Here is a 23791-nt window from a genome sequence, read left to right as displayed (position 1 = left end):
GTGTGGGAGATGATGAGGCCGCTGCATGGAAGCGACTCCGGGCGGGCGACGAGTCCGCGCTGGGAGACCTGTTCGACAGATACGAGTCGCGGCTGTTCCGGCACGCGAGCCGCCTGCTGACCGATCGCGAGGACGCGAAGGACGCGGTCGCCATCGCCTTCTTCGAGCTCTGGCGCAAGCGCGCGAGTGTGCGCCTCGTCGACGGGTCGCCGCTGCCGTGGCTGGTGACGACCGTTGCGAACACGGCGCGCAATCTCGAGCGGTCGGGGCGGCGCTACCGAGCGCTGTTGGCGAAGACCCCCGCGGCGTCCGCATCCGCGGCGCCGTCGGCTCACGACGAGAGCGGTGTGCTCGCGGCACTCAAGCAGCTGCCGGCCGGTGAGCAGAGCGTCGTCGTCCTCAGCGTGCTCGAGGGCTACCCCGAGCGCGATGTCGCTCAGACCCTGGGGATCCCCGTCGGCACGGTCAAGTCACGCCTCTCACGGGCGAAGAGCCGGCTACGAGACGAGATGACGGCGTTGGAGGCATCGTGGACCTGAACGATCAGCTCACCCCGAACGAGCACGGCGAGCTGCGCGATCGCGTCGTCGGGGGTGTGAAGCGGCTGCGCGCGGCCCGCGCGCGCCGCTCGCGCATCGTCGCGGGAGCGGCCGCGTCGGCACTCGTGGCCGTCGTCGTCGCAGGTGTCGCCTTCGCGGCTCTCCGCCCCGACGATCGCATCGCGACTCCCGTCGAGACGTCCACGCCGACCCCGACCCCGACCCCCACGCCGACGGCGGACCCGACGTCGAGCGTCGAGGAGCGGCCGGAAACATTTGTTCCACGACGATGTGAAGAACTGATCACGATGGATGACTGGGACGAACTTCTCGGCGCGGGCAGCCTGAGCGGCGAAGAGCAGAGGCTCGCATGGGGCACCGCGACGTTCGACGCGGCCGAATTCGACCCCTCCGAACCTCTGGGCGGCGTGCGTTGCGTGCGCTACGCGGCGTCGCAAGATCCGCGCGGGCGTGCCGCAACATCCGTGGAGGTCTCCGTCTACCCGGCGGCCTCGATCTCGGATGATGATGTGGACTACTACCGCGACAAGATCTGCGGTGTGAACTACGGGACGACCACCTGCGTGATGGCACGGGTCGTCGGCGACTGGTGGGTGTTCGCCGGTGCCTCACTGGAACCCGAGAGCGATCACTCCACGGAGCCTTCGACGGAGATACTGACAGCCGCGATCGACCTCGCGTCAGTCCGTGTCGTCGGAGAGCCAGCGGCCAGCGTCCCCGATGGCATCGTCGAGGGGCCTGGGATCGCCGACTGCGACAGCTTCAGTATGCGCATCGGGCTTTCGGAGTTCGTCGGCGAGTACGTGATCGGTTACGTGGGCGGTGGTCTGCTTCCGGACGAGCTCGTCTTCGAGCGGCTCGGCACGCGGTGGATCTGTCCCATCCGCTCGTCCGCAGACGATTCGCGTCTCGGAACCATCCAGCTGTATCCAGGCGCTCACCGGCAGTGGGATGACCGCACTGCCGGGCTCGAGCGGATCGACCTGGGGGAGGGCCTGTCAGCAGCGCTCGTCCCCGCCGACCAGAATCGTCCCTCGACCCTGCTCGCGACGGACGGGTCGAACGTCGTCACCGTCGCCGTTCAAGAGGGAGAGACCGACCGAGAACTCGCTCGGCGTGCGCTCGCCGCACTCGGCGGCGCCTTGTGACGGCACATCGCGGCCCCGCGGCATCCGTAGACTCGACTCGTGGTCACCCGTATGTCGCATCTGTTCCTCCGCACGCTCCGTGAAGACCCCGCGGGCGCCGAGGTCGCCAGTCACAGGCTGCTGATCCGCGCCGGCTACATCCGACCGCAGGCAGCGGGCATCTTCGCGTGGCTGCCGCTCGGCCTACGCGTCAAGGCGAAGATCGAGCGCGTCGTGCGTGAGGAGATGGCCGCCGCCGGTGCGCAGGAGGTGCACTTCCCGGCTCTGATGCCGCGCGAGGCGTACGAGGCGACGGGGCGTTGGGAGGAGTACGGCGACCTGCTGTTCCGCCTGCAGGATCGCAAGGGCGGCGACTACCTGCTCGCGCCCACCCACGAGGAGGCCTTCACGCTTCTCGTGAAGGACCTGTACTCGTCGTACAAGGATCTGCCGCTGACGATCTACCAGATCCAGGACAAGTACCGCGACGAGGCGCGCCCCCGCGCGGGCCTGCTGCGCGGCCGCGAGTTCACGATGAAGGACGCGTACTCGTTCGACGCGAACGACGCCGGGCTCGAGGCCAGCTACCAGGCCCAGCGCGACGCGTACGAGCGCATCTTCCAGCGTCTCGGTCTCGAGTACGTCATCGTCCAGGCGGATGCCGGTGCGATGGGAGGGTCCCGCTCGGAGGAGTTCCTGCACCCGACGCCCGTCGGCGAGGACTCGTTCGTCCGGTCGGACGGCGGCTACGCCGCGAACGTCGAGGCGTTCACGACGGTCGTCCCCGGGGCCGGACCGATCGACGGGCTGCCGGAGCCGGTCATCTTCGACTCGCCGGACACCCCCACGATCGAGACGCTCGTGGCACACGTCAACGCGAACCTCGAGGGCGAGTACACCGCGGCGCACACGCTCAAGAACGTCGTGCTCGCCCTCACGCACCTCGACGGCACGCGCGAGCTCGTCGTCGTGGGCCTGCCCGGCGACCGCGACGTCGACGACAAGCGCGTCGAGGTCGCCTTCGCGCCGGCGGAGGTCGAGCCGGCGACGGCTGAGGACTTCGCCAAGAACCCGCTGCTCGTCAAGGGCTACATCGGCCCCTGGTCGCCCGAGGGCCCGGTGCTCGGCGAGGAATCGGCGACGGGCATCCGCTACGTCCTCGACCCCCGTGTCGTCGACGGCACCTCGTGGATCACCGGCGCGAACATCGACCAGAAGCACGTGCACTCGCTCGTCGCGGGCCGCGACTTCACGGCCGACGCGTTCGTCGAGGTCGCGACGGTGCGCGAGGGCGACCCGGCACCCGACGGCTCGGGTCCGGTCTCGATCGCGCGTGGCATGGAGATCGGCCACGTCTTCCAGCTCGGCCGGAAGTACGCCGAGGCGCTGGGGCTGAAGGTCCTCGACGAGAACGGCAAGCTCGTCACGGTGACGATGGGCTCGTACGGCATCGGCGTGACGCGCATCCTCGCGATCATCGCCGAGCTCAACAACGACGAGCGCGGACTGATCTGGCCGGCATCGGTCGCACCGTTCGACGTGCACGTCGTCGCGACGGGCCGTGACGCCGCAGCCTTCGAGCTGGCCGAGCAGCTCTCGGGAGAGCTCGAGGCAGCGGGCCTGGACGTCGTCTACGACGACCGTCCGAAGGTGTCACCCGGCGTGAAGTTCGGTGACGCCGAGCTGGTGGGCGTGCCGCGCATCGTCATCGTCGGACGCGGCGCGGCCGACGGCCAGGTCGAGCTGTGGGACCGTCGCTCGGGGGAGCGCGAGACCGTCGCGGTCGCCGACGCCGTCGCTCGACTCACCGCCCGCTGATCTCACCTTTCGTCGCCGGATGCCGCGCAGGTCGCGGCATCCGGCGCACTTCTTCGTGCGCACGACGTGCCGAAGTGCGCTCGAAGCAGGCTGGGGGTGGGCAGCCGTCGAGAGGCCGGGCCTCAGAGCTCGGCGTAGCGTGCGCGGAAGACGGTGAAGACGCCGTAGGCGATGAGCCCGATTCCCACCACCGTCACGATCTCGGGGCCGAACGTCAGGTCGAGGAGTGCGCGGATGGCGGCATCGAGGCTCCCTGCCTCGTCGGCGCGCGAGCGCACAGCCGCGACGATCAGCACGCCGCCCAGCGACCCGAGAGCGACGCCCTTCGCGATGAAACCGACCACGCCGAGGGTTTCGACGGCTCGCCCCACGGGCCCGTCGGGGATCGTCATCTTCGAGTGGAACGAACGCTTCACGCCCATGACGACGAAGACCACTCCGGCGATCGCGACACCGACGCCGACGAGCACGATCGCGAACACGCCGCCGGGAACAGCGAGGATGCCGCGGCTCGCATCGCGCGCGGCCTCGTCCGCCTGCGGGCGGGCGCCGAGCGCCACAGCGGCGGACAACCCGCCGAAGAACAGGAACACGATCGCCTGTCCCCACTCGGAGACCCGCAGGCCCCACACCGCAGCACCGCGCCGACGCCGTGAGGCGAGCATGCCCTCGGCGAGGTGCCACACGCCCAGCGCGGACAGGAGAGCGGCTGCAGCCCACAGCGCGACGAAGCCGAGCGGAAGCTCGGCCACCGCGCGGAAGGCCCCCGTCTGATCGGCGTCGCGCTCGCCGCCGAAGGCGACCGCGACGATGAGCGAGCCGATCAGCAGGTGCACGACACCGTTCGCGACGTAGCCGCCCCGGGCGAGCACGCGCGCCGCGGGATGCCGTTCGACAGCGCGTGCCGCGTCGTGCACCCCGTGTTCGGCCATCCCGCGAGCCTACGGCCTCCCGCGCCCGACGGGACGGAGCGGGCCGGAGCGCGCAGCGATGTGCGTGCTCCGGCCCGATCGGTGTGTCCGGTTCGTCAGCCCATGACGAGGACGGCCTTGACCGCCTTGCCCGACTGCGTGTCGGCGATGGCCTGCTCGATCTCCGAGAACGGGTACTTGGTGATGAGCTGGTCGAAGGGGAAGCGTCCGGCCTCGTGCAGCGCGAGCATCTCGGGGATGAACTTCTGCGGCACGGCGTCGCCCTCGATCGCGCCGACGAAGGTCTTTCCGGATCCCGAGATCGACGCGAGAGCGATCTCGGTTCCGGGCTTCGGCACACCGACCAGTGCGATCTTCGCGCCGAAGGCGGTGGCGGCGACGATCGTGTCGACGACGGCGGGCACGGCGGTGGTGTCGACGGCGTAGTCCGCGCCGACCCCGCCCGTGATCTCGAGGATGCGCTCGACGGCATCCTTGTCCTTGCTGTTGACCGTGTGGGTCGCGCCCAGCTTCGCGGCGAAGTCGAGCCGCTCGGGGATGATGTCGACCGCGATGATCGTCGTCGCCCCGGCGACCTTCGCACCCATGATCGAGGAGAGCCCCACGGCTCCGGTGCCGGTCACGATGACCGACGCGCCGGCGGGCACGTCGAGCGAGTTGAGCACGGTGCCGGCGCCGGTCTGCACGCCGCAGCCGAGAGGGCCGGCGATCTCGACGTCGGCCGTCTCGGGGAGCTTCACCGCGTTGCGGGCCTCGACGATGACATGGCTGGCGAACGAGGACTGACCGAAGAACGAGCCGTGCACGCCCGATCCGTCGGCGGCGGTCATGGTGGCCGATCCGTCCTCGCGGGCTCCGCCGAAGTTCAGCGCCATGAAGTTGCGGCAGTAGGCCTCGCGTCCCGTGAGGCAGTTGGTGCAGTGCCCGCATGAAGCGAACGAGACCGCGACCTTGTCGCCGACGGCGTAGCCGACGACGGCATCGCCGACCTGCTCGACGGTGCCGGCGCCCTCGTGGCCCAGCACGAAGGGGAACGCGGCGGGGATGTGGCCGTGCTGCACGGCCAGGTCGGTGTGGCAGAGGCCGGTGGCGGCGACCTTGACGAGCAGCTCGTTCGGGCGGATGTCGTCGAGGATGATCTCCTCGAACGTGAACGGGGCGTCCTGCCCGCGGAGGACGGCGGCGTGCGCGTTGGTGGTCATGTGAGGTTCCTTTCGCGTTGCGGTCGCGGCGGCAGTGCCGTCGTCGCGACCGATGTCACGATCGGGCGTCGTCTCCCGCAGCGCGGGCCGCCCGGTCCTCAAACAGTATGCGCCTGAATCGATACACGTGAGGCGGTCCGGAACCATGCGGGGCCGAGAGGGAGGATGCTGCGCCCGAGCGTCCGCGTGTAGAACTTCTCGAGCAGCATGTACGCCGCGAGCGCGGACGCCGCGAGCAGCGCGACCGAGCCCGCTGCACCCATGGCCGCCGGCCCGCCGAACGCCGTGATCGTCTGCAGTCCGAGGCCGACCGCGACCGCGAGCAGCGTCACGGGCAGCACGGTGTTGCGCGCTGCCGCCGAGAGCGCGAACACGAGCGCCAGGATCGCGAACATCAGCGTGAAGACACCTCTCGCCGGGCCGTCGACCTCGAAGAAGCCGAGCTCGCCGCCGAGCAGGAAGCCCGGCATGCAGATCCAGTACCACCCGAAGGCGTTGTAGACGATGAAGTGGAAGTCGTCGCCGGCGAAGTACGAGAGCATCCCCGCGGTGACCTGGACCACGCCCCCGAAGACGGCTCCGACCCAGAACACCGGGCTCTCGTTCTGCAGCCCGAGGTGCTCCAACTGCGCCGTGAGCGTGGCGATCACGAAACCGAGCAACCCGATCAGTCCGGGGTCGGCGAGGCGGGGGGTGCGTTCGGTCATGCCCTCAGTATCCCGAGATCGCCGGCTCGACGCGGCGCCGTCGGCGCCGGGCAAACACGTTCCCAGCCCCATCGGGTAACGTTGGATGGATGCCGGGAGCGCGAGACGCGCCCGGACAAGAGCTGAATATGGAGGGCCCCCATGGACATCGATCTCTCACTGCTGCGCACCGTCGAGCGAGAGAAGGAGATCCCCTTCGACGAACTCATCCGCATCATCGAGCAGGCGGTCCTCACGGCTTACGCCAAGCACACCTCGCCCGACGGCGAGCTGCCCGAGGGGGCTCGTGCGGAGCTCGACCGCAAGACCGGCCACGTCGCGATCTACGTGCCGCTGCGCGATGACGAGGGTGTCGTCATCGGCGAGGAGGAGTCGACCCCCGACGACTTCGGCCGCATCGCCGCCTTCGCCGCGAAGCAGGTCATCAGCCAGCGGCTGCGCGACATCGCCGACGACGCCGTGCTGGGCGAGTTCCGGGGCAAGGAGGGCGACATCGTCGCCGGTGTCATCCAGCAGGGCCCGAACCCGCGCATGGTGCACGTCGACCTCGGCACGATCGAGGCCATCCTCCCGCCCGAGGAGCAGGTCGCGGGTGAGGAGTACCGTCACGGCTCGCGTCTGCGCGTGTACGTCACCTCCGTCTCCAAGGGCACCAAGGGTCCCTCGATCACCGTGTCGCGCACCCACCCCGGCCTCGTTCGCAAGCTCTTCGCCATGGAGGTGCCCGAGATCGCCAACGGTCTCGTCGAGATCACGTCGCTGGCGCGCGAGGCGGGTCACCGCACGAAGATCGCCGTGAAGGCGAACGACCCCTCGATCAACGCCAAGGGCGCCTGTATCGGCGAGCTGGGCCGTCGCGTCCGCGCCGTCACCGAAGAGCTCGGCGGCGAGAAGATCGACATCATCGACTACAACGCCGACCTGCCGGTGTTCGTTGCGAACGCCCTGTCGCCGGCGAAGGTCACGTCGAGCTTCGTCCTCGACGCGGCCACGAAGGCGGTCCGCGCACTCGTCCCCGATTACCAGCTGTCGCTCGCGATCGGCAAGGAGGGGCAGAACGCCCGCCTGGCCGCGAAGCTCACCGGCGCCAAGATCGACATCCAGCCCGACTCGATCCTGGAGTCCTGACGAAACCGGGAACTCGGTCGAGGGGGTAGAATGGAACCTGTTCGAACGTGCGTGGGCTGTCGCGCGCGTGCCTCCCGGTCCTCACTCCTGCGAGTCGTGGCCCGCGACGGCGTCTTGATCGCAGATCGGGCCGCCTCGCTTCCGGGCAGGGGCGCGTGGGTGCACGAGACGCACGAATGCATGGATGCCGCACTGCGGCGCCGCGCGTTCGGACGAGCCCTGCGGGTGTCCGGCCCACTGGACACGCAGGATTTCCCGATTGATCACCAGCGCAAAGGCTGAACGGCTATGGACACGAAGTGAACGGCTCGAAATGAGACCCGTCCGCGCTTAAGCGGTCCGCCCTGTCCGAGGGTGGGCCTTCAGACAGGAGAATTGTGGCAAAACCACGCGTACACGAGATCGCTTCCGAACTCGGCGTCGACAGCAAAGTCGCGCTCGCGAAGCTGAAGGAGCTCGGCGAATTCGTCAAGAGCCCCTCGTCCACCATCGAGCCCCCCGTGGCTCGCAAGCTGCGGGCTGCGCTCGAGGCTGAGAGCGGCTCTGCCGCCGCAGCCCCCGCTCCCGCAGCATCGAGCGGCGCCAAGCCCGGTGCTGCCCGCCCGGGTGCCGGCAAGCCCGGTCCCGCCGGCGCGAAGCCCGGCCCGGCTGTCAAGCCCGGTCCGGCCAAGCCCGCCGCCCCCGCTGCTCCGGCTGCGCCCGTGGAATCCGCTCCTGCGGCTCCCGCGACGCCCGCCGCGCAGCCGGCGACCCCCGCTGCGGCATCCGCTCCGTCGGCGCCCACGCCCGGCGCCGGCAAGCCCGGCCCGGCCAAGCCCGCCGGTCCGACGCCCGGTGGCTCGCAGCCGCCGCGTCCCGGTGGCGCGCGTCCCGGCAACAACCCCTTCGCTCCCTCGCAGGGCATGGGCCAGCGTCCCGCCGGTCCTCGTCCGGGCAACAACCCCTTCGCATCGGCGCAGGGCATGGGTCAGCGTCCGACGCCGGGCAACATCCCGCGTCCGCAGGCGCCGCGTCCCGGTGCTCCCCGTCCCGGCGCTCCGCGTCCCGGTGGCGCCGGTCGTCCCGGTGGCGGCGGTCGTCCCGGCGCTCCCTTCCAGCAGCGTCCCGGCGGTCCCGGTCGTCCCGGCGGTGCCGGAGGCTTCCAGCGTCCCGGCGCTCCCGGCGGCGGTTTCGCCGGTCGTCCCGGTGGCGGCGGTGGTCGCGGTCGCGGCCCCGGCGGCGGTACCGCGGGTGCGTTCGGAAAGGGTGGCGGCAAGTCCAAGCAGCGCAAGTCGCGTCGGGCGAAGCGGCAGGAATTCGAGATGCGGTCGGCGCCGGTCGTCGGCGGCGTCAACGTCCAGAAGGGCAACGGCGAGATCATCCGCCTGCGCCGCGGCGCATCGATCGCCGACTTCGCTGACAAGCTCGAGGCGCTGCGCGGCTACACCGTGCAGCCCGGCACGCTCGTGACGATCCTGTTCAACCTGGGCGAGATGGCCACGGCCACCGAGTCGCTCGACGAGGCCACCTTCGAGGTGCTCGGCGAGGAGCTCGGCTACAAGATCCAGATGGTCTCGCCCGAGGACGAGGACAAAGAGCTCCTCGAGGGCTTCGGTCTCGACCTCGACGCCGAGCTGGAGGCCGAGAGCGACGACGACCTCGAGATCCGTCCTCCCGTGGTCACCGTCATGGGCCACGTCGACCACGGTAAGACGCGACTGCTCGACGCGATCCGTCAGACCAACGTGGTCGCGGGCGAGGCCGGCGGCATCACGCAGCACATCGGTGCGTACCAGGTCTGGACCGAGCACGACGGCATCGAGCGCGCGATCACCTTCATCGACACCCCGGGTCACGAGGCGTTCACCGCCATGCGTGCCCGTGGTGCGCAGGTGACCGACATCGCGATCCTCGTGGTCGCGGCCGACGACGGCATCATGCCGCAGACGGTCGAGGCTCTGAACCACGCCCAGGCTGCCCAGGTGCCGATCGTGGTCGCGGTGAACAAGGTCGACAAGCCCGAGGCCAACCCGGCCAAGGTGCGTCAGCAGCTCACCGAGTACGGCCTGGTCGCCGAGGAGTACGGCGGAGACGTCATGTTCGTCGACGTGTCGGCTCGTCAGGGCACCAACATCCAGGAGCTCCTGGATGCCGTCCTGCTGACCGCGGACGCCGGGCTCGACCTCACGGCGAACCCGAACAAGGCAGCCCGCGGTGTCGCGATCGAGGCGAAGCTCGATAAGGGACGCGGCTCGGTGGCCACGGTGCTCATCCAGTCGGGAACGCTCCGCGTCGGAGATGCGATCGTCGCGGGAACGGCTTACGGCCGCGTCCGCGCCATGATCGACGAGAACGGCGACCCGGTGGAGGAGGCCTGGCCTTCGCGTCCGGTTCAGGTGCAGGGTCTGAACTCGGTTCCCCGTGCCGGCGACGTGTTCATCGTCACCGAAGAGGACCGTCTCGCCCGCCAGATCGCCGAGAAGCGCGAGGCCGCCGAGCGCAACGCCCAGCTGGCCAAGGCCCGCAAGCGCATCTCGCTCGAGGACTTCACCCGCGCTCTCGAAGAGGGCAAGGTCGAGTCGCTCAACCTCATCATCAAGGGTGACGTCTCGGGTGCCGTCGAGGCGCTCGAGGAGTCGCTGCTCAAGATCGAGGTCGACGACTCCGTGCAGCTGCGGATCATCCACCGCGGCGTCGGCGCCATCACCGAGTCGGACATCAACCTGGCGACGATCGACAACGCGATCGTCATCGGCTTCAACGTCCGGCCCGACACGAAGGCTCGTGAGCGCGCCGCCCGTGAGGGTGTGGACGTCCGGTTCTACTCGGTCATCTACAACGCGATCGACGACGTCGAGCAGTCCCTCAAGGGCATGCTCAAGCCGGAGTACGAAGAGGTCCAGTCGGGTGTCGCGGAGATCCGCGAGGTCTTCCGCTCCTCGAAGTTCGGCAACATCGCCGGTGTCATCGTGCGGTCGGGAACGATCACGCGCAACGCCAAGGCCCGCGTCATCCGCGACGGTGTCGTGCTCGCCGATGGTCTGGCCATCGAGTCGCTGCGCCGCTTCAAGGACGATGTCACCGAGGTCCGCACGGACTTCGAGGCGGGTATCGGCCTCGGCAAGTACAACGACATCCAGATCGGCGACGAGATCGAGACGACCGAGATGGTGGAGAAGCCGCGCGGCTGACACTCGTCAGGCGCACCGGCGTTGGACGTCGCCCGGTGACGGATCCTTCGGGATCTCCGTCGCCGGGCGGACGTCCAACGCCGTCGCTGTCTCTGCCCGCCGCTGCGCGGGCCGGAAGAAGGAGAAGAAGGTATGTCCAGCGAACGTCAGTCGCGCCTGGCCGACCGTATCCGCGTGCTCGTCGCGGAGCGGCTCGAGAAGGGGCTCCGCGACCCGCGCCTCGGATTCGTGACCATCACCGACGTGCGCGTCACGGGTGACCTGCAGCACGCGTCGGTGTTCTACACCGTGTACGGCTCCGACCAGGAGCGCGCCGACTCCGCCGACGCCCTGCGCGCGGCGACCGGGATGCTCCGCAGCGAGGTCGGGCGCAAGCTCGGTGTCCGGGTGACCCCGACGCTCGAGTTCATCCTCGACGCGATCCCCGAGAACGCGGGTCACATCGAGCACCTGCTGCGCGAGGCACGCGAGCGGGATGCCGCGACGGCGGCGACCGCGACGGGCGCGAGCTACGCGGGAGAAGCCGACCCGTACGTCAAGCCCCGCGAGGCCGACGAGGACGAGGACTGAGAAGAGGGATGCCGCGTGAGAGCGGCATCCCTCTTCCGTCTGATCAGCGGGGATTCCCTCTGATCAGCGAGGAAGGCGCAGCCGGCCGTCGATGGCCTCGATGAGACCGTCGGAGACGAGGGAGTCGATCGCGCGGTCGCGCTGGACGGCATCGGGCCAATCGCCGATGACGTCCTCGGCTGCGACGTCGTGCGTCGTCGCCGAGCGCAGGACCCGGAGGATCGCGCCGCGGGTCTGCCGGTCGCTGCCCTCGTAGCGTGCTTGCTTCACGCGAGTGTCGCCCGTGTCGGGGTAGCCGGCGGCACGCCACGCGCAGCGGTCCGCCAGCGGACAGAGGTCGCAGCGTGGCACGCGGGCGGTGCAGACGAGAGCCCCGAGCTCCATCGCTGCGGCGTTCACGACCGTCGACGCGACGACGTCGTCGGGCAGGATGTCGGCCATGTCGACGAGGTCGCGCTTCGCCGCCGGTCCGGGCTGCGATCGGCCCTGCACGGCCCTCGCCAGGACGCGACGCGTGTTGGTGTCGACGACGGGATGCCGGTCGCCGTATGCGAAGACGGCGACGGCTCGCGCGGTGTAGTCGCCGATCCCGGTCAGCGCCAGCAGATCGTCGACGTCGCGGGGCACCACCCCGGCATGGCGGTCGCGGATCTCGACGGCGGCTCGGTGCAGCCAGAGCGCGCGCCGCGGGTATCCGAGATTGGCCCACTGTCGTACCGCGTCGGCGGGGGCGGCGGCGGCGAGGTCCGCCGGCGTCGGCCAGCGCTCGAGCCAGGCCTCGAGGAGGGGGATGACCCGGGCGACGGGGGTCTGCTGCAGCATGAACTCGCTCACGAGGGTGCCCCAGGCACCGAACCCCGGGCGCCGCCACGGGAGGTCGCGCGCATTGTCGCGGTACCACGCGATGAGCGGCGAGGCGAGGTCGGGCATCCGTTCAGCCTACGATGCCGACGTCGGGGGCCCGGCAGGTGTTCGCGTCCTCCGCCGCATCCGGAGGGTGATGGGGGTGTCGCCCAGCCTGACGACGCGCGGGGTGCCGCCGGCGTGCGTCGGCTCGTCCTCCCAGGTGAAGTCGGATCCGAGGCGCACGGTCGTCGTGCCGGCGGGGCGGAGCCACGACGCCGAAGGCAGCCGTCGCAGCTCGGCCGTCGCCGCGTGCTCATCCCACGACAGCCGGTCGATCACGATTCCGCCGCGCGCCCGGAGCCCGGTGATCGTCCCACGCGGCCATCGCTGGGGAAGGGCGGGGAGCAGATCGAGGGTATCGATCGTCGAGCCGGTGAGCATCGCGGCGACGACGGCGGGCAACGCACCACTGGCGTCGAGGTTGAAGATGCTGCCGGCGTCGTGGGTCGTCATGAGCGACGGTCGCCAATGGAGGAGAGCGAGCCACTCGACGCACTGCGCCGCTGAGTCGGCGTCGCCGAGGGCGGCGGCCGCCTGGCCCAGCTGGCCGAGGCCGAAGGCCATCTCCATCCGACCGGGCGGGGGAGCGGGGTCGTGGGCGCGCCACGCGATCTTCGCGTCGATCGTGCGTCGCGCGGCCTGCCGCAGCGCTGCTGCAGACGCGCTGTCAGCCGCGAATGCCTCGCCCGGCTCGTACCAGAGCGGGTAGAGCTGCGAGACGTGCCGGTGACCGATGCGTTCGGTCGCTGCCGGATCGAGCCACTCGGCCAGCGTTCCGTCCGGCGCCACGGCGAGGTGGGGGAGGCTGTCCGCGAGCACCCCCCACCGCGCGTCGAGCGAGTCGTCACCGCGCGCGAGCCCGAGGAGTCGGGCCGCGGCGGCGGCGTCGCGATAGGCCGCGATGTCGATGGCGGCATCGATCGCGAGCGGCGTCGCCGATCCGGAGGGGGTGTTCTCGGGCGAATAGCTCGGCGAGAAGTGGCGGATGCCGTCGACGACGACCGTCGCGGTCTCGCCGAAGGTCAGCACGCCCTCGACGAGATCCCACAGCCGGTCGTCGACGATCGAGCGATCGCCCGTGAGCGACAGGACGTCTGCCGCGATGCGGAGGATCCAGGGGCCGGCGCCCGCCCAGAAGACGTGCGGGTAGGCGCGGTCGACATGATTCGCGATGCCGTGCGTGGACATGCGCGAGGGGAACAGCATCCCGTCGGCGCCGTAGATCCGACGCGCGTTCTCGCGATAGTCGTCGATGTGCGGGAGGACCAGGGCGAGGAGCGACAGGGCGAGTTCGGGGGTGCCCGTTGCGCCGATCCCGGCGAGGGCCCCGTTCTGAACGTTGCCGTTCATCGTGTAGTCCGCCGACCAGGCCGGTCTCCAGGTGCCCTGCCACACCCCTTGGAGGGTCGGGGGCAGCTCTCCGGTCGACGCGATGACGTTCGAGCGGCCGGAGACGTAGGCGATCTCGACGGCGCGACGGACGGCACCGGCGTTCCCCGACCGCGCCTCGCGCCAGAGGTCGCCCGTCGTGGTGGCGGCGGTGCCGGGCGCACCGTCGAGGTCGAGGAGGGAGGCCGCAACGAGCGAGCCGTGATCGCGTTCCTGCGAACGGAGGCGCTTCGTCCAGGTCGCCGGCGGCGCCGGGACGGTGGGGTGCCCGGCGATCGACAGGTCGAGGCGCACCGTCCGCCGCCGACCGCCCGGCACGAAGATCCGCACCTCGAGCGCGTCGTCGACCGCCGCCCAGACGACGGCGGAATCGGGGACCGCGGCGGCCACGGTCGCGACGACCCGAGCGGCCGTGTCGACGATCTCGAGGTGTCCGACCTCGCCGGCGCGGCTCCGCGCCGTGACGGTTCCCGTGTAGTCGGGGGCGAACGACGCAGCGGGGGTGTCCTCGGTCGGTGCGATCCCCAGACGGACGCGCATCTCGGTGTCGGCCTCGGCCTCGAGCGAGAGCTCGATCGTGTCGGTGTCGCGCGGGGCGACGACGTCGACCCGGTGCGCGGAGCCGGACTCGTCGTGCCAGGTCACGCCCGCCACCCCGCGGACGAGGTCGACCTCACGCGTCATTGAGGCGCATCCGCCCGGGGTCCTCACCGTCAGCGACCCGCAGAGGGCGAGCGGATCGGTCCAGACGAGGTCGGTGAACCCGGCTTCCGCCAGCGCGGTGTCGAGGATGTCTGCGGCGAGACGGTCGTGGTGCTTCGCGAGTGCCGCCCGCAGCCGCGGCAGAGCCGAGCGCAGCAGCGGCGCCGGGGGCCGCGGATTGGCGGGCAGGAAGAACCGCTCGTGCGCCAGCGAGACGCGCAGCTCGTCGCCGGATCCGTGGACGACGGCGCCGACGCGACCGCTCCCGACGACGAGGCCGTGCTCCCACGTGTCGGCAGGCTCCGTGCTGCGGAAGACGAGCTCGGGAAGCTCGCTCACGCGGGAGCCGCGGTCACAGCGATTCCCGGTGCACGAGCGTCGTGGGCAGCACCTGCACGCGCTCGACGTCCTCGCCGCGGATCGCGCCGAGTAGCGTATCGGCCGCGGCACGGCCCATCTCCTCGAGCGGCTGGCGCACGGTCGTCAGCGGCGGATCGTTCGTCGCCGCGAGCAGGACATCGTCGAATCCGACGAGCGAGACGTCGGTGGGCACGCGCCGACCGGCAGCCTGCAGCACGCGCATGGCGCCGGCGGCCATGAGGTCGGAGCAGGCGAACACTCCGTCGAGGGTCGGGACGCGCTGAAGCAACCGGGCCATCGCCGCCGTGCCGCTGTCGAGGGTGAAGTCGCCGTGCACGATCGGGCCGGGCTCGATGCCGTGGCGCGCGAGCTCGTCGGTCCACCCGCGGGTGCGTTCCCGCGCCTGCTCCATGTCGAGCGGGCCCGTGATGATGCCGATGTTGCGGCGCCCGTGCTCGACGAGCGCGCGAGCCGCGAGCACCCCGCCGCCGTAATTGTCCGAATCGATCACGATCGGGTCGGGCCCGATCTCGCCCCGGGGTCGGCCCACCCATGCGATCGGCACGGGCGAATCCGCGAGTCGCTCGACGAGGTGGGTGATCTCGTGCTGGAGCACGACGATCGCGCCGTCGATCGCTCCGGACCGCAGGAACCTCGGGATGCGATCGAGGTCCTCGTGATCGGCCGGCAGCAGGACGGGCTGCACCTCGCCCGAGGACAGGCCCTTCGCCGCGCCCTTCATGACCGCCGTGAAGAACGTCCCGCTCAGTCCGCCGAGCTCGTCGAACGCGATGACGAGCCCGATCGCGCCGGCGCGCCCGCCTCGGAGCACGCGCGCGGCGAAGTTCGTCTCGTAGCCCAGACGCGCCGCCTCGCGGCCGACGGCGGCCGCCATGGCCGGATCGACGTTCGTCGCTCCGGCCAGGACGCGCGCGGCCGTGGCGCGTGAGACGCCGGCCGCACGGGCGACGTCGACGATGGTCGGTCGAGACATGGCTTCCTCTTCCTCGGATGCGAGTCGGTGACAAAAGATCGTTCTCCGACGCGATGATCTTTGCACGATGGCGGCCGCCGTGCGCAACTTCGCCGGGATGCCAGGCAGCCGACGGGTGCCTGTTATCGAAACCGGAGGATGCTGCGGCTTGCCAGGCTTTCGAACACGGGATACTGTGTCCCGGCATGAGAGAACGATCTCTCAGTGGGGTCTCTGATCGCCCCGCGCACATCACATGTCCCCAAAGAAGAGGAGCAGTTGTGAATCGTCGCAGACTGGCCCTGCCCGTCGCAGCTCTCGGCGTCGTCGCGATCGCGATGACCGCGTGCACATCCGGTGGATCCGGTGGCGGGTCGGACGACCCGAACGCCGAGTTCGAGTTCTGGTCGTTCACCGGAATCGGGCAGCAGGACTCCGTCAATCAGTATTTGGAGCAGAACCCGGACGCCAAGGTGAAGCTGTCGGAGGTCGGCAGCACCGCCGAGACCGCCACCGCCCTCACCGCGGCCCTGGCCGGCGGACGCGTTCCTGACCTCGTCATGATCCAGAACGACGAGCTGCCGAAGTTCATCGAGAACCCGGGCAACTTCATCGACCTGCGCACCCTCGGAGGCGACGACCTCGGCGAGGGCTACCTCGACTGGGCGATCGCCGAGGCCACGGGCGCCGACGGCTCGATCGTCGGCATCCCGACAGACATCGGCGGATTGGGCTTCGCCTACCGCGCCGACCTGTTCGAGGCGGCCGGCCTGCCGACCGATCCCGACGAGGTCGCCGAAATGTGGTCGACGTGGGACGGCTTCATCGAGATGGGCAAGAAGTACACGGCCGCCACCGGTGAGCCCTTCGTCGACAACGTCGAGACGAGCGTGTTCTTCTCGACCGTCAACCAGGTGAGCGAGAAGTACTACACACCCGACGGCGAGCTCATCTTCGACACCAACCCGCAGGTGGAGGAGGCGTTCGACGTCGCCGTGCGCACCTACGAGGCGGGCATCAGCGCCGGCATCGCCGCGTGGTCGTCGGGCTGGGCCCCGGGCAAGGCGAACGGCGCCTTCGCCGTGAGCACTGCGCCGTCGTGGATGTTGTCGGGCTACAAGAACGACGCACCCGATACCGAAGGGCTGTGGCGAGTCGCCTCGATCCCGGGCGTCGGCGGCAACTGGGGTGGCAGCGTCATCGCGATCCCGGCTCGCGCGAAGAACCCGCAGGCGGCGTGGCAGTACATCGAGACGATGCTCTCGCCCGAGGGTCAGACGGCGCACTTCGCCCGTACGGGAACGTTCCCGGCCGCCAAGAGCGCCCTCGAGAGCACCGAGGTGACCGGCTACACCGATCCCTTCTTCGGGGACTCGCGGATCGGCGAGGTCATCAGCAACTCGGTGCTGCAGTTCGAGTCCTTCCACAACGGGCCCGACACGAGCGCGATCGGGGCGGCGCTGCTCAACGCCCTCGTCGACATGGAGGCGGGCAACGTCGCGCCGCGTGACGCGTGGCAGACCGGCGTCGCCAGCGCTCGCGCTGCGATCGGCGGTTGACCTTTCCCGCTCGGTGGTGGTCCGCCTGCGGGCGGGCCACCACCCTCATCGAGGACGCATCATGACTGCGACAGCCACTGCCACCGCCATCACCATCGACAAGAAGGCCGCCCGGCGCGAGCGCCCACCGCGGCGCGCCATCCGACAGCCGCTCGCCGAGCGGATCGCGCCGTACATCTACATCGCCCCGTTCTTCGTCATCTTCCTGATCTTCGGTCTGTTCCCCCTGCTGTTCACGTTCTATGTGGCCCTGTTCGACTGGAACCCGATCGGTGAGCAGACGTTCGTCGGCCTGGCCAACTTCGAGCGACTCGTCCAGGACACGCGGTTCTGGAACGCGTTCGTGAACACCTTCGGGATCTTCCTCATCTCAACGATCCCACAGCTGCTCCTGGCGCTCGGGCTCGCGCACCTGCTGAACCACGCCACCCTGAAGATGGCCAACTTCTTCCGTATGGCGTTGCTGGTGCCCTACATCACCTCGGTCGCCGCGACCGCCCTGGTCTTCGCCCAGATCTTCGACAAGAACTTCGGGCTCATCAACTGGGTGCTCGACATCTTCGGCATCCCGGCGGTGAACTTCCTGTCGTCGCAGGTTGGTTCGTGGATCGTCATCTCGTCGATGGTGATGTGGCGATGGTTCGGCTACAACACCCTTCTGTACCTCGCCGGGCTTCAGGCGCTCCCGCGCGAGATGTACGAGGCGGCCTCCGTCGACGGGGCATCGGGCTGGCAGCAGTTCATCCACCTCACGATCCCGTCGCTGCGCCCCATCATCATCTTCACGGTCATCATGTCGACCATCGGCGGGCTGCAGATCTTCACGGAGCCGCTGCTCGTGGCCCCGGAGTCGGGACTCACCTGCGGCGGCGGACGCCAGTGTCAGACCCTCGCACTGTTCCTCTACGAGCAGGGCTTCGGCCAGTTCGAGTTCGGCTACGGCTCGGCGATCGGTGTCGCCCTCTTCATCGTGGTCGTCGTCGTCTCGGCGATCAACTTCTTCCTGACCACCCGCACCCGAAAGGCCCGATGATGTCCGACGCCGTCGACACAGCTGTGCCGCGCCCCCTCGACCCGGCCGCACTGAGCGCGCCCCGCAAGCGTCCGCGACGCGGCGGCGGTCGCGTCGGCCGGGTCCCGTGGCCGGTCTACGTCCTGCTCGGGCTGGCCGTCGTGATCAGTGTCTTCCCGCTGTACTACATGTTCGTGATCGCTTCGGTGGGGGCCTCCGCCGTCACCTCGATCCCGCCGCGCTTCTACCCGGGGCTGAACTTCTTCGACATCGCGACGAAGGTGTTCGACACAGTGCCGTTCTTCCGGTCGTTGCTGAACAGCGCCATCGTCTCGCTCTCGATCGCAATCATCGCGTCGCTGCTGTGCGCCCTCGCCGGGTTCGCCTTCGCGAAGCTGCAGTTCCGCGGCCGGAATGCCCTGTTCGTCATCGTGCTGCTCACCATGACGGTGCCCGCTCAGTTGAGCGTGATCCCGCAGTACCTGATCATCTCGTGGCTGGACTGGGTCGACACGCTGCAGGCGATCATCGTGCCGGGTCTGGCCAGCGCGTTCGGCATCTTCTGGATGCGGCAGCACATGGCCACGACCCTGAATGACGAGCTCATGCACGCCGCCCGCATCGACGGCGCGAACAGCTGGCAGATCTTCTGGCGCATCGGTTTCCCGGTCGTCCGTCCCGCGGCTTTCGTGCTCGGTCTCATCACGTTCACCTCGGTGTGGAACGACTTCATGTGGCCGTTCATCGTGCTGAAGTCGCCCGAGCTGTTCACGGTGCAGATCGCCCTGAAGCAGTTGCAGGCGAACCGGTCGATCGACCTGGCGCTCACCATGGGTGGGTCGTTCCTGGCGACACTGCCGCTGCTGATCGTGTTCTTCGTCGTCGGGCGGCGTATGGTGGCGGGCATCATGGACGGAGCGTTCAAGGGGTGACCGGCACGGCATCCGCCCCCATCCGCGTTCTGGTGTGGGGCGAGAATCATCACGAGAAGCACCACGACGTCCCTCGCGCGCTCTACCCGGACACGATGCACGGGACCATCGCGGCGGGCCTGCGGCGACTGCTCGGCGACGGGGCTGTCGTCGAGACGGCGACCCTCGATGACCCGGATCACGGGCTGAGCGAGGAGCGGCTCGCGCAGACGGATGTCCTGTTCTGGTGGGGTCACCTGCTGCACCACGAGGTCGACGACGCCGTCGTCGAGCGCGTCCATCGGCACGTGCTCGGCGGGCTCGGGCTGGTCGCGCTGCATTCGGCGCACTTCTCGAAGATCTTCATTCGCCTCATGGGGACGACCTGCGCGCTGCGCTGGCGTCAGGCGCAGGACCGTGAGCTCGTGTGGACGGTCTCGCCGACGCATCCGATCGCGGCCGGCGTGCCGCAGCCGATCGTCATCCCCGAACAGGAGATGTACGGAGAGTTCTTCGATGTGCCGCAGCCTGACGAGCTCGTCTTCGTCTCGAACTTCTCGGGCGGCGAGGTGTTCCGTTCGGGGATGACGTTCTTCCGCGGTCACGGGCGGGTCTTCTACTTCTCTCCCGGTGACCAGGATTACCCCGTCTATCACCAGCCGGACATCCAGCTCGTCCTCGCGAACGCGGCACGGTGGGCTCGAAACGACCGGCCGCGCGGCGCTGCCCGGCTCGCGATGCATCGCACGGGGGAGTGGGACGTGCCACGGGAATGGGACGGCGAGGAGCAGTCGTGACGGAGAAGGCCCGCCGCGTCGTCATCGTCGGCGCGGGAGCGATGGGGAAAGCGTGGATCGACACGGTCGTGCGCCGCACCGATCTCGAGATCGTCGGGCTCGTCGACATCGCCGCCGACGCCGCGCGGGCGGCGGCGCTCGAGCGGGGACTCGAGGTCGCGACCTTCGGCTCGGTCGATGATGCGCTCGCAGCCCTCGACGTCGACCTCGTCGTCAACGTCACGATCCCGCAGGCGCATCTCGAGGTGAGCGCGGCGGCGCTTCGGGCGGGTGTTCCCGTCCTCAGCGAGAAGCCGGTGACGCCGACCGTCGCGGAGGCGCTGCTGCTGTCCGCCGTGAGTGCGTCGACCGCGACCCTGATGGCGACGAGCCAGTCGCGTCGGCACTCCCGGGGGATCCGCGCGTTCCGCGACGCGCTCGCCGATCTCGGCGGCGCCGAGCAACTCGACGTCCGCTTCTTCCAGAACCCGCGGTTCGGCGGTTTCCGAGACGAGATGCCCTCGCCGCTTCTCGTGGACATGGCGATCCATCAGTTCGATCAAGCGCGGTACCTGCTCTCGAGCGAACCCGTGTCGGTCTACTGCGAGGAGTTCTCGCCCCGGTGGAGCTGGTATCGCGGTGCCGCCGCGGCCGAGGCGATCTTCCGCTTCGCGGACGGAGGCCGCTTCTCGTATTCCGGCAGCTGGTGCGCCGATGGTCTGACGACCTCGTGGAACGGCGACTGGCGGGGAAGCACCGCGCGTGGTTCCGCCGCTTGGGACGGCGAGACCGACGTCGTGGTGCAGTCCCGAGACGGCGGACCCCGGACCTGCACGCTGATGGACGGTGCCGAGGGGCTGGATGCCGCGTTGGCCGAGTTCGTCGATGCTCTCGACGGCGGTCCGGCGCCCTCGGGCGAGATCACGCGGAACATCGGCAGTCTCGCCATGGTCGAGGCGGCTGTGGCGTCCGCGGCCGCCGGCGCCCCCGTCAGGTTCGACGACCTGTTCGAGCGGGCATCGGCGCGAGCCGAGGAGCTCGCTCGCGTCGGGGGCTTCGATGACGTCGTCGGTCAGCTCGGGAGCGCGCCGACGCGTGGCGACGTCCGGTCGTGAGGCCGGCGGCTCTGGTGCTGGCCTCATCACGTTCACCTCGGTGGGAACGGCTGCGGGGGAGAGGATGCCCCCGTCAGAACGGCGGGACGGATCTCGGGGGTGGCTCGAGTCGACCCGGTGACCGTGGTGGGGAGAACGCTCCAGGCGGTTGTTCATCGTCTCGCTGTTCCGGTGGACCAGCGGGGGTGAAGGCGGCCGTGAAGGCGACGAGGGGTGGTGGTGCGTCTTCGCGGTAGGTCCGTCCGGTGGGTGAGGTCCAGATCAGTCTTCCGCCGGGGAGTTGTCGTACGTGCCAGCGGGTGTGGTGTTTGACGTCGTGGTGTCTCTTGCAGAGGTTCGCGAGGTTGCACACGTGCGTTGGGCCGCCGTGGGAGGCGGCGATGGTGTGGTCGAGTTCGCAGCGGATGGCGGGTTGTCGGCATCCGGGGAAGCGGCAGTGCCGGTCACGTGCCCGTAGCAGCCGCACCATCGCTGCGTTCGGCCGGTAGGTGTCGCATTCGAGCACGGTTCCGGTGACGGGGTGGGTGAGCAGCCGGTCCCAGGTGGTTGCGTTGCCGGCGAGCTGGCGTGCGGTGGTGGCGTCGATGGGGGAGCGGCCCGCGAGGTCTGCTGGGCCTTCGTCCTTGCCCATCAGAGTCAGCGCGGACACCGCGACTTGCACGTGTGCACGGATCGCCCCGAGCGTTCCGTCGCCGTCGCCGGTTGCGGTGGGGTCGAGCGCGGGTGTTCCGGCGAGGAGCAGGTCACTGAACACGTCGGCGCGAACCTGGTCGATCGTGCGGGCGTCGTCGATGAACGAAGACCCCTCACCCGCGGCGCTCTCAGCCTCGCTTTCCACCGCGGCACCCGCGGCGTCAGCCTGCTCCCGTGCGTTGACGATCTCTCGTGCCTGTCGCGTCAGTCGGTCGACGATCCCGTCGGCGATCACCGTCGGCAGGGTCGCGGTGAGGTCGGACATCCCGTCCGCGCCAGGCCGTACCCACACGCACCGCCCGGCCGCCGCTTCTTCGTGTCGTTCGGTGAACGACCGCGGGTGCATCCGCTCGGCCAGCATCCGCACGGCGTCGCGCACCCGGTTCGGGGTCTCGCCTTCGCACCGTTCGATCGCGACCCGCTCGAATTCGGCTCGATCGGCCACGGGCACGATGCATCCGACGTCCTGGATGACCCGCACATGCCCCCGGACGATCCGCCCGGCTTCCCACGCCGCCATCGTCAGCGGGTAGTTGTCGACGAGGTCGCGCGCCTCATCGATGCGGCGCTGCAACGTGCGGTCGGTCGCGACGAACACTCCGGCGAGCTCCGCGGCGATGCCACGCAACGCCATCTCGCGCGCCTTCACCTTTTCCGGCGCCCCCGCTGATTGCTTCTCGGCCAGCATCCCGGCCGCGGCGAGCACCCGCACTTCACGGATCTGCGCGAACCGCGCAGCATCCGCCGCTCCCTCGGCATCCGCGACGAGCATCGCGAGCGCATCGACGTCAGCGTCGCTGCCCATCCCGCCGCTCATCCGGCGGCCTTGCCCGTCATTCGAATGCATGTTCGAATACTGTCACGAACCTCAGACATCGCCCGGCGGCTCTCCACAGACGCCCGCGGCGCCCCGGCCGGCTCGGGATCGACCCGCGCCGCGCATCCCGACGGTCAGCCGAAGACGAGCAGCCGTGTGCCGTGACCCGGCACCGTCAGCGTGACGCGCTCATCGGCGATCTCGACGGCCTCTCCGCTCCACACGTCGGTGCACGAACCCTCCGCCCCCGTGCCCGCGAGCCCGAGGTCGGCGAGGTGGACGACGAGGTCCTGCGCGCCGTCGCCGAGCCAGAACACCGCACGGTACTCGCGCGCGCCCACCCGCGCACTCCAGATGACGAGGTCGCCGTCGCGGACGATCTCGCGCGAATCCTCGCCGTCACGCAGTGCGAGCACCCCGGGTTCACGCAGCAGCGCTAGCGTCTCGGGCGGTGTGTCGGGCAGGTGCCCTCCGACCATCAGCGGGGACCGCATCATGCTCCACAGCGTCATGACCGTGCGCTGCTCGTCGACCGTGAGGCGGCTGAGGCGGTCGTGGCCGACATGGCCGCGCACGCCGATACGTCCGAAAGGCAGCATGTCGGCATCCGCCCACGCCCCCCGCCGCTGGAACGGCGCCCAGCGGGCCGCGCGCTGGAACTGTTCGACGACCTGAGACCAGTCGTCCCAGAAATCGTCGGAGATGCGCCACATCTGGCCGTACTCGCGAAGGGTGTCGAGGTGCGCGAGCGACAGCCGTCTGCCGGGCGAGAGACTCAGGATCATCGCTCGTCCCGACCGATCGATCGCGCGGGATATCGCTGCGATCTCGGCGGTCTCGACGGGCGGGTAGAGCACATCGTCGAGCTTGACGAAATCGACGCCCCACGCGGCCAGCTGCGCCATGACCGAGTCGTAGTACTCCTGCGCGCCGGGCGCGGTCATGTCGACGCCGTAGTTGTCGGGGTTCCAGGCGCACACGTTCGCGCGGTCCGCGATCGAGTCGCAGGTGGCGGTCGGGTGTCCCTGCACCTGCAGTGCGGCGTCGGCGGCGGCGCGCGGTACGCCCCGCATCAGGTGGACGCCGAAACGCAGCCCGAGCTCGTGGACGCGGTCGGCGAGTGGCTGAAAGCTCCCGTTCGCCGCGGACGGGAAGCGTCCCGGCGCAGGGAGCGGCCGACCCCAGGCGTCCAGCAGCGGTCGTGAGACCTCGCGATAGTCGTGCGCCCCGGGATCGGGTTCGTACCACTGGATGTCGACGACGATCGTGTCCCACCCGAAGGCGAGCAGGTGCTCGGCGACGTATTCCGCGTTCGCGAGCACTTCGGTCTCCGTCACGGACGATCCGAAGCAGTCCCAGCTGTT

At 69.7% G+C, this 23791-nt stretch carries 20 protein-coding genes; 12 read left to right on the top strand and 8 right to left on the bottom strand.

What is annotated here, in order from left to right; genetic code table 11:
* The first annotated feature begins 2 nt into the window (after positions 1-2).
* From AA0Y20_RS14390 to AA0Y20_RS14380, 3 genes are read left to right on the top strand one after another with little or no spacing between them, the layout of a single operon-like run.
* Positions 3-539 (top strand): RNA polymerase sigma factor, encoded by a 537-nt coding sequence (locus tag AA0Y20_RS14390; RefSeq protein WP_412935597.1) that lies wholly within the window; start codon positions 3-5, stop codon positions 537-539.
* Positions 530-1708: a hypothetical protein gene (locus AA0Y20_RS14385; protein WP_412935595.1), complete on the top strand. Its 1179-nt coding sequence runs from the start codon at positions 530-532 to the stop codon at positions 1706-1708. The genes AA0Y20_RS14390 and AA0Y20_RS14385 overlap by 10 nt, the downstream gene beginning before the upstream one ends.
* A 39-nt stretch (positions 1709-1747) precedes the next feature.
* Positions 1748-3505, top strand: a complete 1758-nt coding sequence (locus AA0Y20_RS14380) for a proline--tRNA ligase (protein WP_412935593.1) — start codon at positions 1748-1750, stop codon at positions 3503-3505.
* A 122-nt stretch (positions 3506-3627) separates the two neighbouring features.
* Here the strand turns inward: AA0Y20_RS14380 and AA0Y20_RS14375 are convergent, their stop codons facing one another.
* From AA0Y20_RS14375 to AA0Y20_RS14365, 3 genes are all read right to left on the bottom strand, one after another.
* The gene (locus AA0Y20_RS14375) at positions 3628-4437 is read right to left on the bottom strand and encodes a DUF1206 domain-containing protein (RefSeq protein ID WP_412935591.1); all 810 of its coding nucleotides are present in this window, start codon (positions 4435-4437) and stop codon (positions 3628-3630) included.
* A gap of 95 nt (positions 4438-4532) precedes the next feature.
* A complete protein-coding gene (locus AA0Y20_RS14370) occupies positions 4533-5639 on the bottom strand; it encodes an NAD(P)-dependent alcohol dehydrogenase (RefSeq protein ID WP_413331694.1) in 1107 nt (368 codons plus the stop codon).
* A gap of 98 nt (positions 5640-5737) precedes the next feature.
* Complete coding sequence (locus tag AA0Y20_RS14365) at positions 5738-6346, bottom strand: GPR1/FUN34/YaaH family transporter (RefSeq protein ID WP_412935586.1); 609 nt, start codon at positions 6344-6346, stop codon at positions 5738-5740.
* 141 nt (positions 6347-6487) lie between these two features.
* Here AA0Y20_RS14365 and nusA point away from each other — a divergent pair, with 141 nt between their 5' ends.
* From nusA to rbfA, 4 genes are all read left to right on the top strand, one after another.
* Entirely contained in the window at positions 6488-7474 is a 987-nt protein-coding gene (gene nusA / locus AA0Y20_RS14360) for a transcription termination factor NusA (protein ID WP_412935585.1), read from the top strand.
* Positions 7475-7504: 30 nt separating this feature from the next.
* A complete protein-coding gene (locus AA0Y20_RS14355; RefSeq protein WP_112617239.1) occupies positions 7505-7756 on the top strand; it encodes a YlxR family protein in 252 nt (83 codons plus the stop codon).
* A gap of 95 nt (positions 7757-7851) precedes the next feature.
* On the top strand, positions 7852-10644 hold the full coding sequence (gene infB / locus AA0Y20_RS14350) for a translation initiation factor IF-2 (RefSeq protein WP_412935582.1): 2793 nt from the start codon (positions 7852-7854) through the stop codon (positions 10642-10644).
* Between the two features lie 132 nt (positions 10645-10776).
* Positions 10777-11214: a 30S ribosome-binding factor RbfA gene (gene rbfA, locus AA0Y20_RS14345; protein WP_071919310.1), complete on the top strand. Its 438-nt coding sequence runs from the start codon at positions 10777-10779 to the stop codon at positions 11212-11214.
* Between the two features lie 63 nt (positions 11215-11277).
* On the opposite strand, the gene AA0Y20_RS14340 is transcribed toward rbfA, so the two are convergent.
* From AA0Y20_RS14340 to AA0Y20_RS14330, 3 genes are read right to left on the bottom strand one after another with little or no spacing between them, the layout of a single operon-like run.
* Positions 11278-12144 (bottom strand): A/G-specific adenine glycosylase, encoded by an 867-nt coding sequence (locus tag AA0Y20_RS14340; RefSeq protein WP_412935580.1) that lies wholly within the window; start codon positions 12142-12144, stop codon positions 11278-11280.
* A 9-nt stretch (positions 12145-12153) separates the two neighbouring features.
* Entirely contained in the window at positions 12154-14550 is a 2397-nt protein-coding gene (locus AA0Y20_RS14335; protein ID WP_412935579.1) for a glycosyl hydrolase family 95 catalytic domain-containing protein, read from the bottom strand.
* A 13-nt stretch (positions 14551-14563) separates the two neighbouring features.
* Positions 14564-15565, bottom strand: a complete 1002-nt coding sequence (locus tag AA0Y20_RS14330; RefSeq protein WP_412935577.1) for a LacI family DNA-binding transcriptional regulator — start codon at positions 15563-15565, stop codon at positions 14564-14566.
* A 260-nt stretch (positions 15566-15825) separates the two neighbouring features.
* On the opposite strand from AA0Y20_RS14330, the gene AA0Y20_RS14325 reads away from it, so the two are divergent.
* The 5 genes from AA0Y20_RS14325 (at position 15826) to AA0Y20_RS14305 (ending at position 20917) form a co-directional block, all read left to right on the top strand.
* Complete coding sequence (locus tag AA0Y20_RS14325; protein WP_412935575.1) at positions 15826-17103, top strand: ABC transporter substrate-binding protein; 1278 nt, start codon at positions 15826-15828, stop codon at positions 17101-17103.
* A gap of 61 nt (positions 17104-17164) precedes the next feature.
* Entirely contained in the window at positions 17165-18136 is a 972-nt protein-coding gene (locus AA0Y20_RS14320; RefSeq protein WP_412935572.1) for a carbohydrate ABC transporter permease, read from the top strand.
* Positions 18133-19047 (top strand): carbohydrate ABC transporter permease, encoded by a 915-nt coding sequence (locus AA0Y20_RS14315; RefSeq protein WP_412935570.1) that lies wholly within the window; start codon positions 18133-18135, stop codon positions 19045-19047. The genes AA0Y20_RS14320 and AA0Y20_RS14315 overlap by 4 nt, the downstream gene beginning before the upstream one ends.
* Positions 19044-19823 (top strand): ThuA domain-containing protein, encoded by a 780-nt coding sequence (locus AA0Y20_RS14310; RefSeq protein ID WP_412935568.1) that lies wholly within the window; start codon positions 19044-19046, stop codon positions 19821-19823. The genes AA0Y20_RS14315 and AA0Y20_RS14310 overlap by 4 nt, the downstream gene beginning before the upstream one ends.
* On the top strand, positions 19820-20917 hold the full coding sequence (locus AA0Y20_RS14305) for a Gfo/Idh/MocA family protein (RefSeq protein ID WP_412935566.1): 1098 nt from the start codon (positions 19820-19822) through the stop codon (positions 20915-20917). Before AA0Y20_RS14310 ends, AA0Y20_RS14305 begins: the two co-directional genes overlap by 4 nt.
* A gap of 73 nt (positions 20918-20990) precedes the next feature.
* On the opposite strand, the gene AA0Y20_RS14300 is transcribed toward AA0Y20_RS14305, so the two are convergent.
* Both AA0Y20_RS14300 and AA0Y20_RS14295 read right to left on the bottom strand, forming a co-directional pair.
* Positions 20991-22457: a DUF222 domain-containing protein gene (locus AA0Y20_RS14300; protein ID WP_412935564.1), complete on the bottom strand. Its 1467-nt coding sequence runs from the start codon at positions 22455-22457 to the stop codon at positions 20991-20993.
* Between the two features lie 104 nt (positions 22458-22561).
* Positions 22562-23764 (bottom strand): glycoside hydrolase family 27 protein, encoded by a 1203-nt coding sequence (locus AA0Y20_RS14295; protein WP_412935562.1) that lies wholly within the window; start codon positions 23762-23764, stop codon positions 22562-22564.
* Between the last annotated feature and the right edge of the window lie 27 nt (positions 23765-23791).

The organism is Microbacterium pratiae (genome assembly GCF_047302165.1).
Lineage (GTDB): Bacteria > Actinomycetota > Actinomycetes > Actinomycetales > Microbacteriaceae > Microbacterium.
This window is presented reverse-complemented; position numbering and strand designations above follow the sequence as displayed.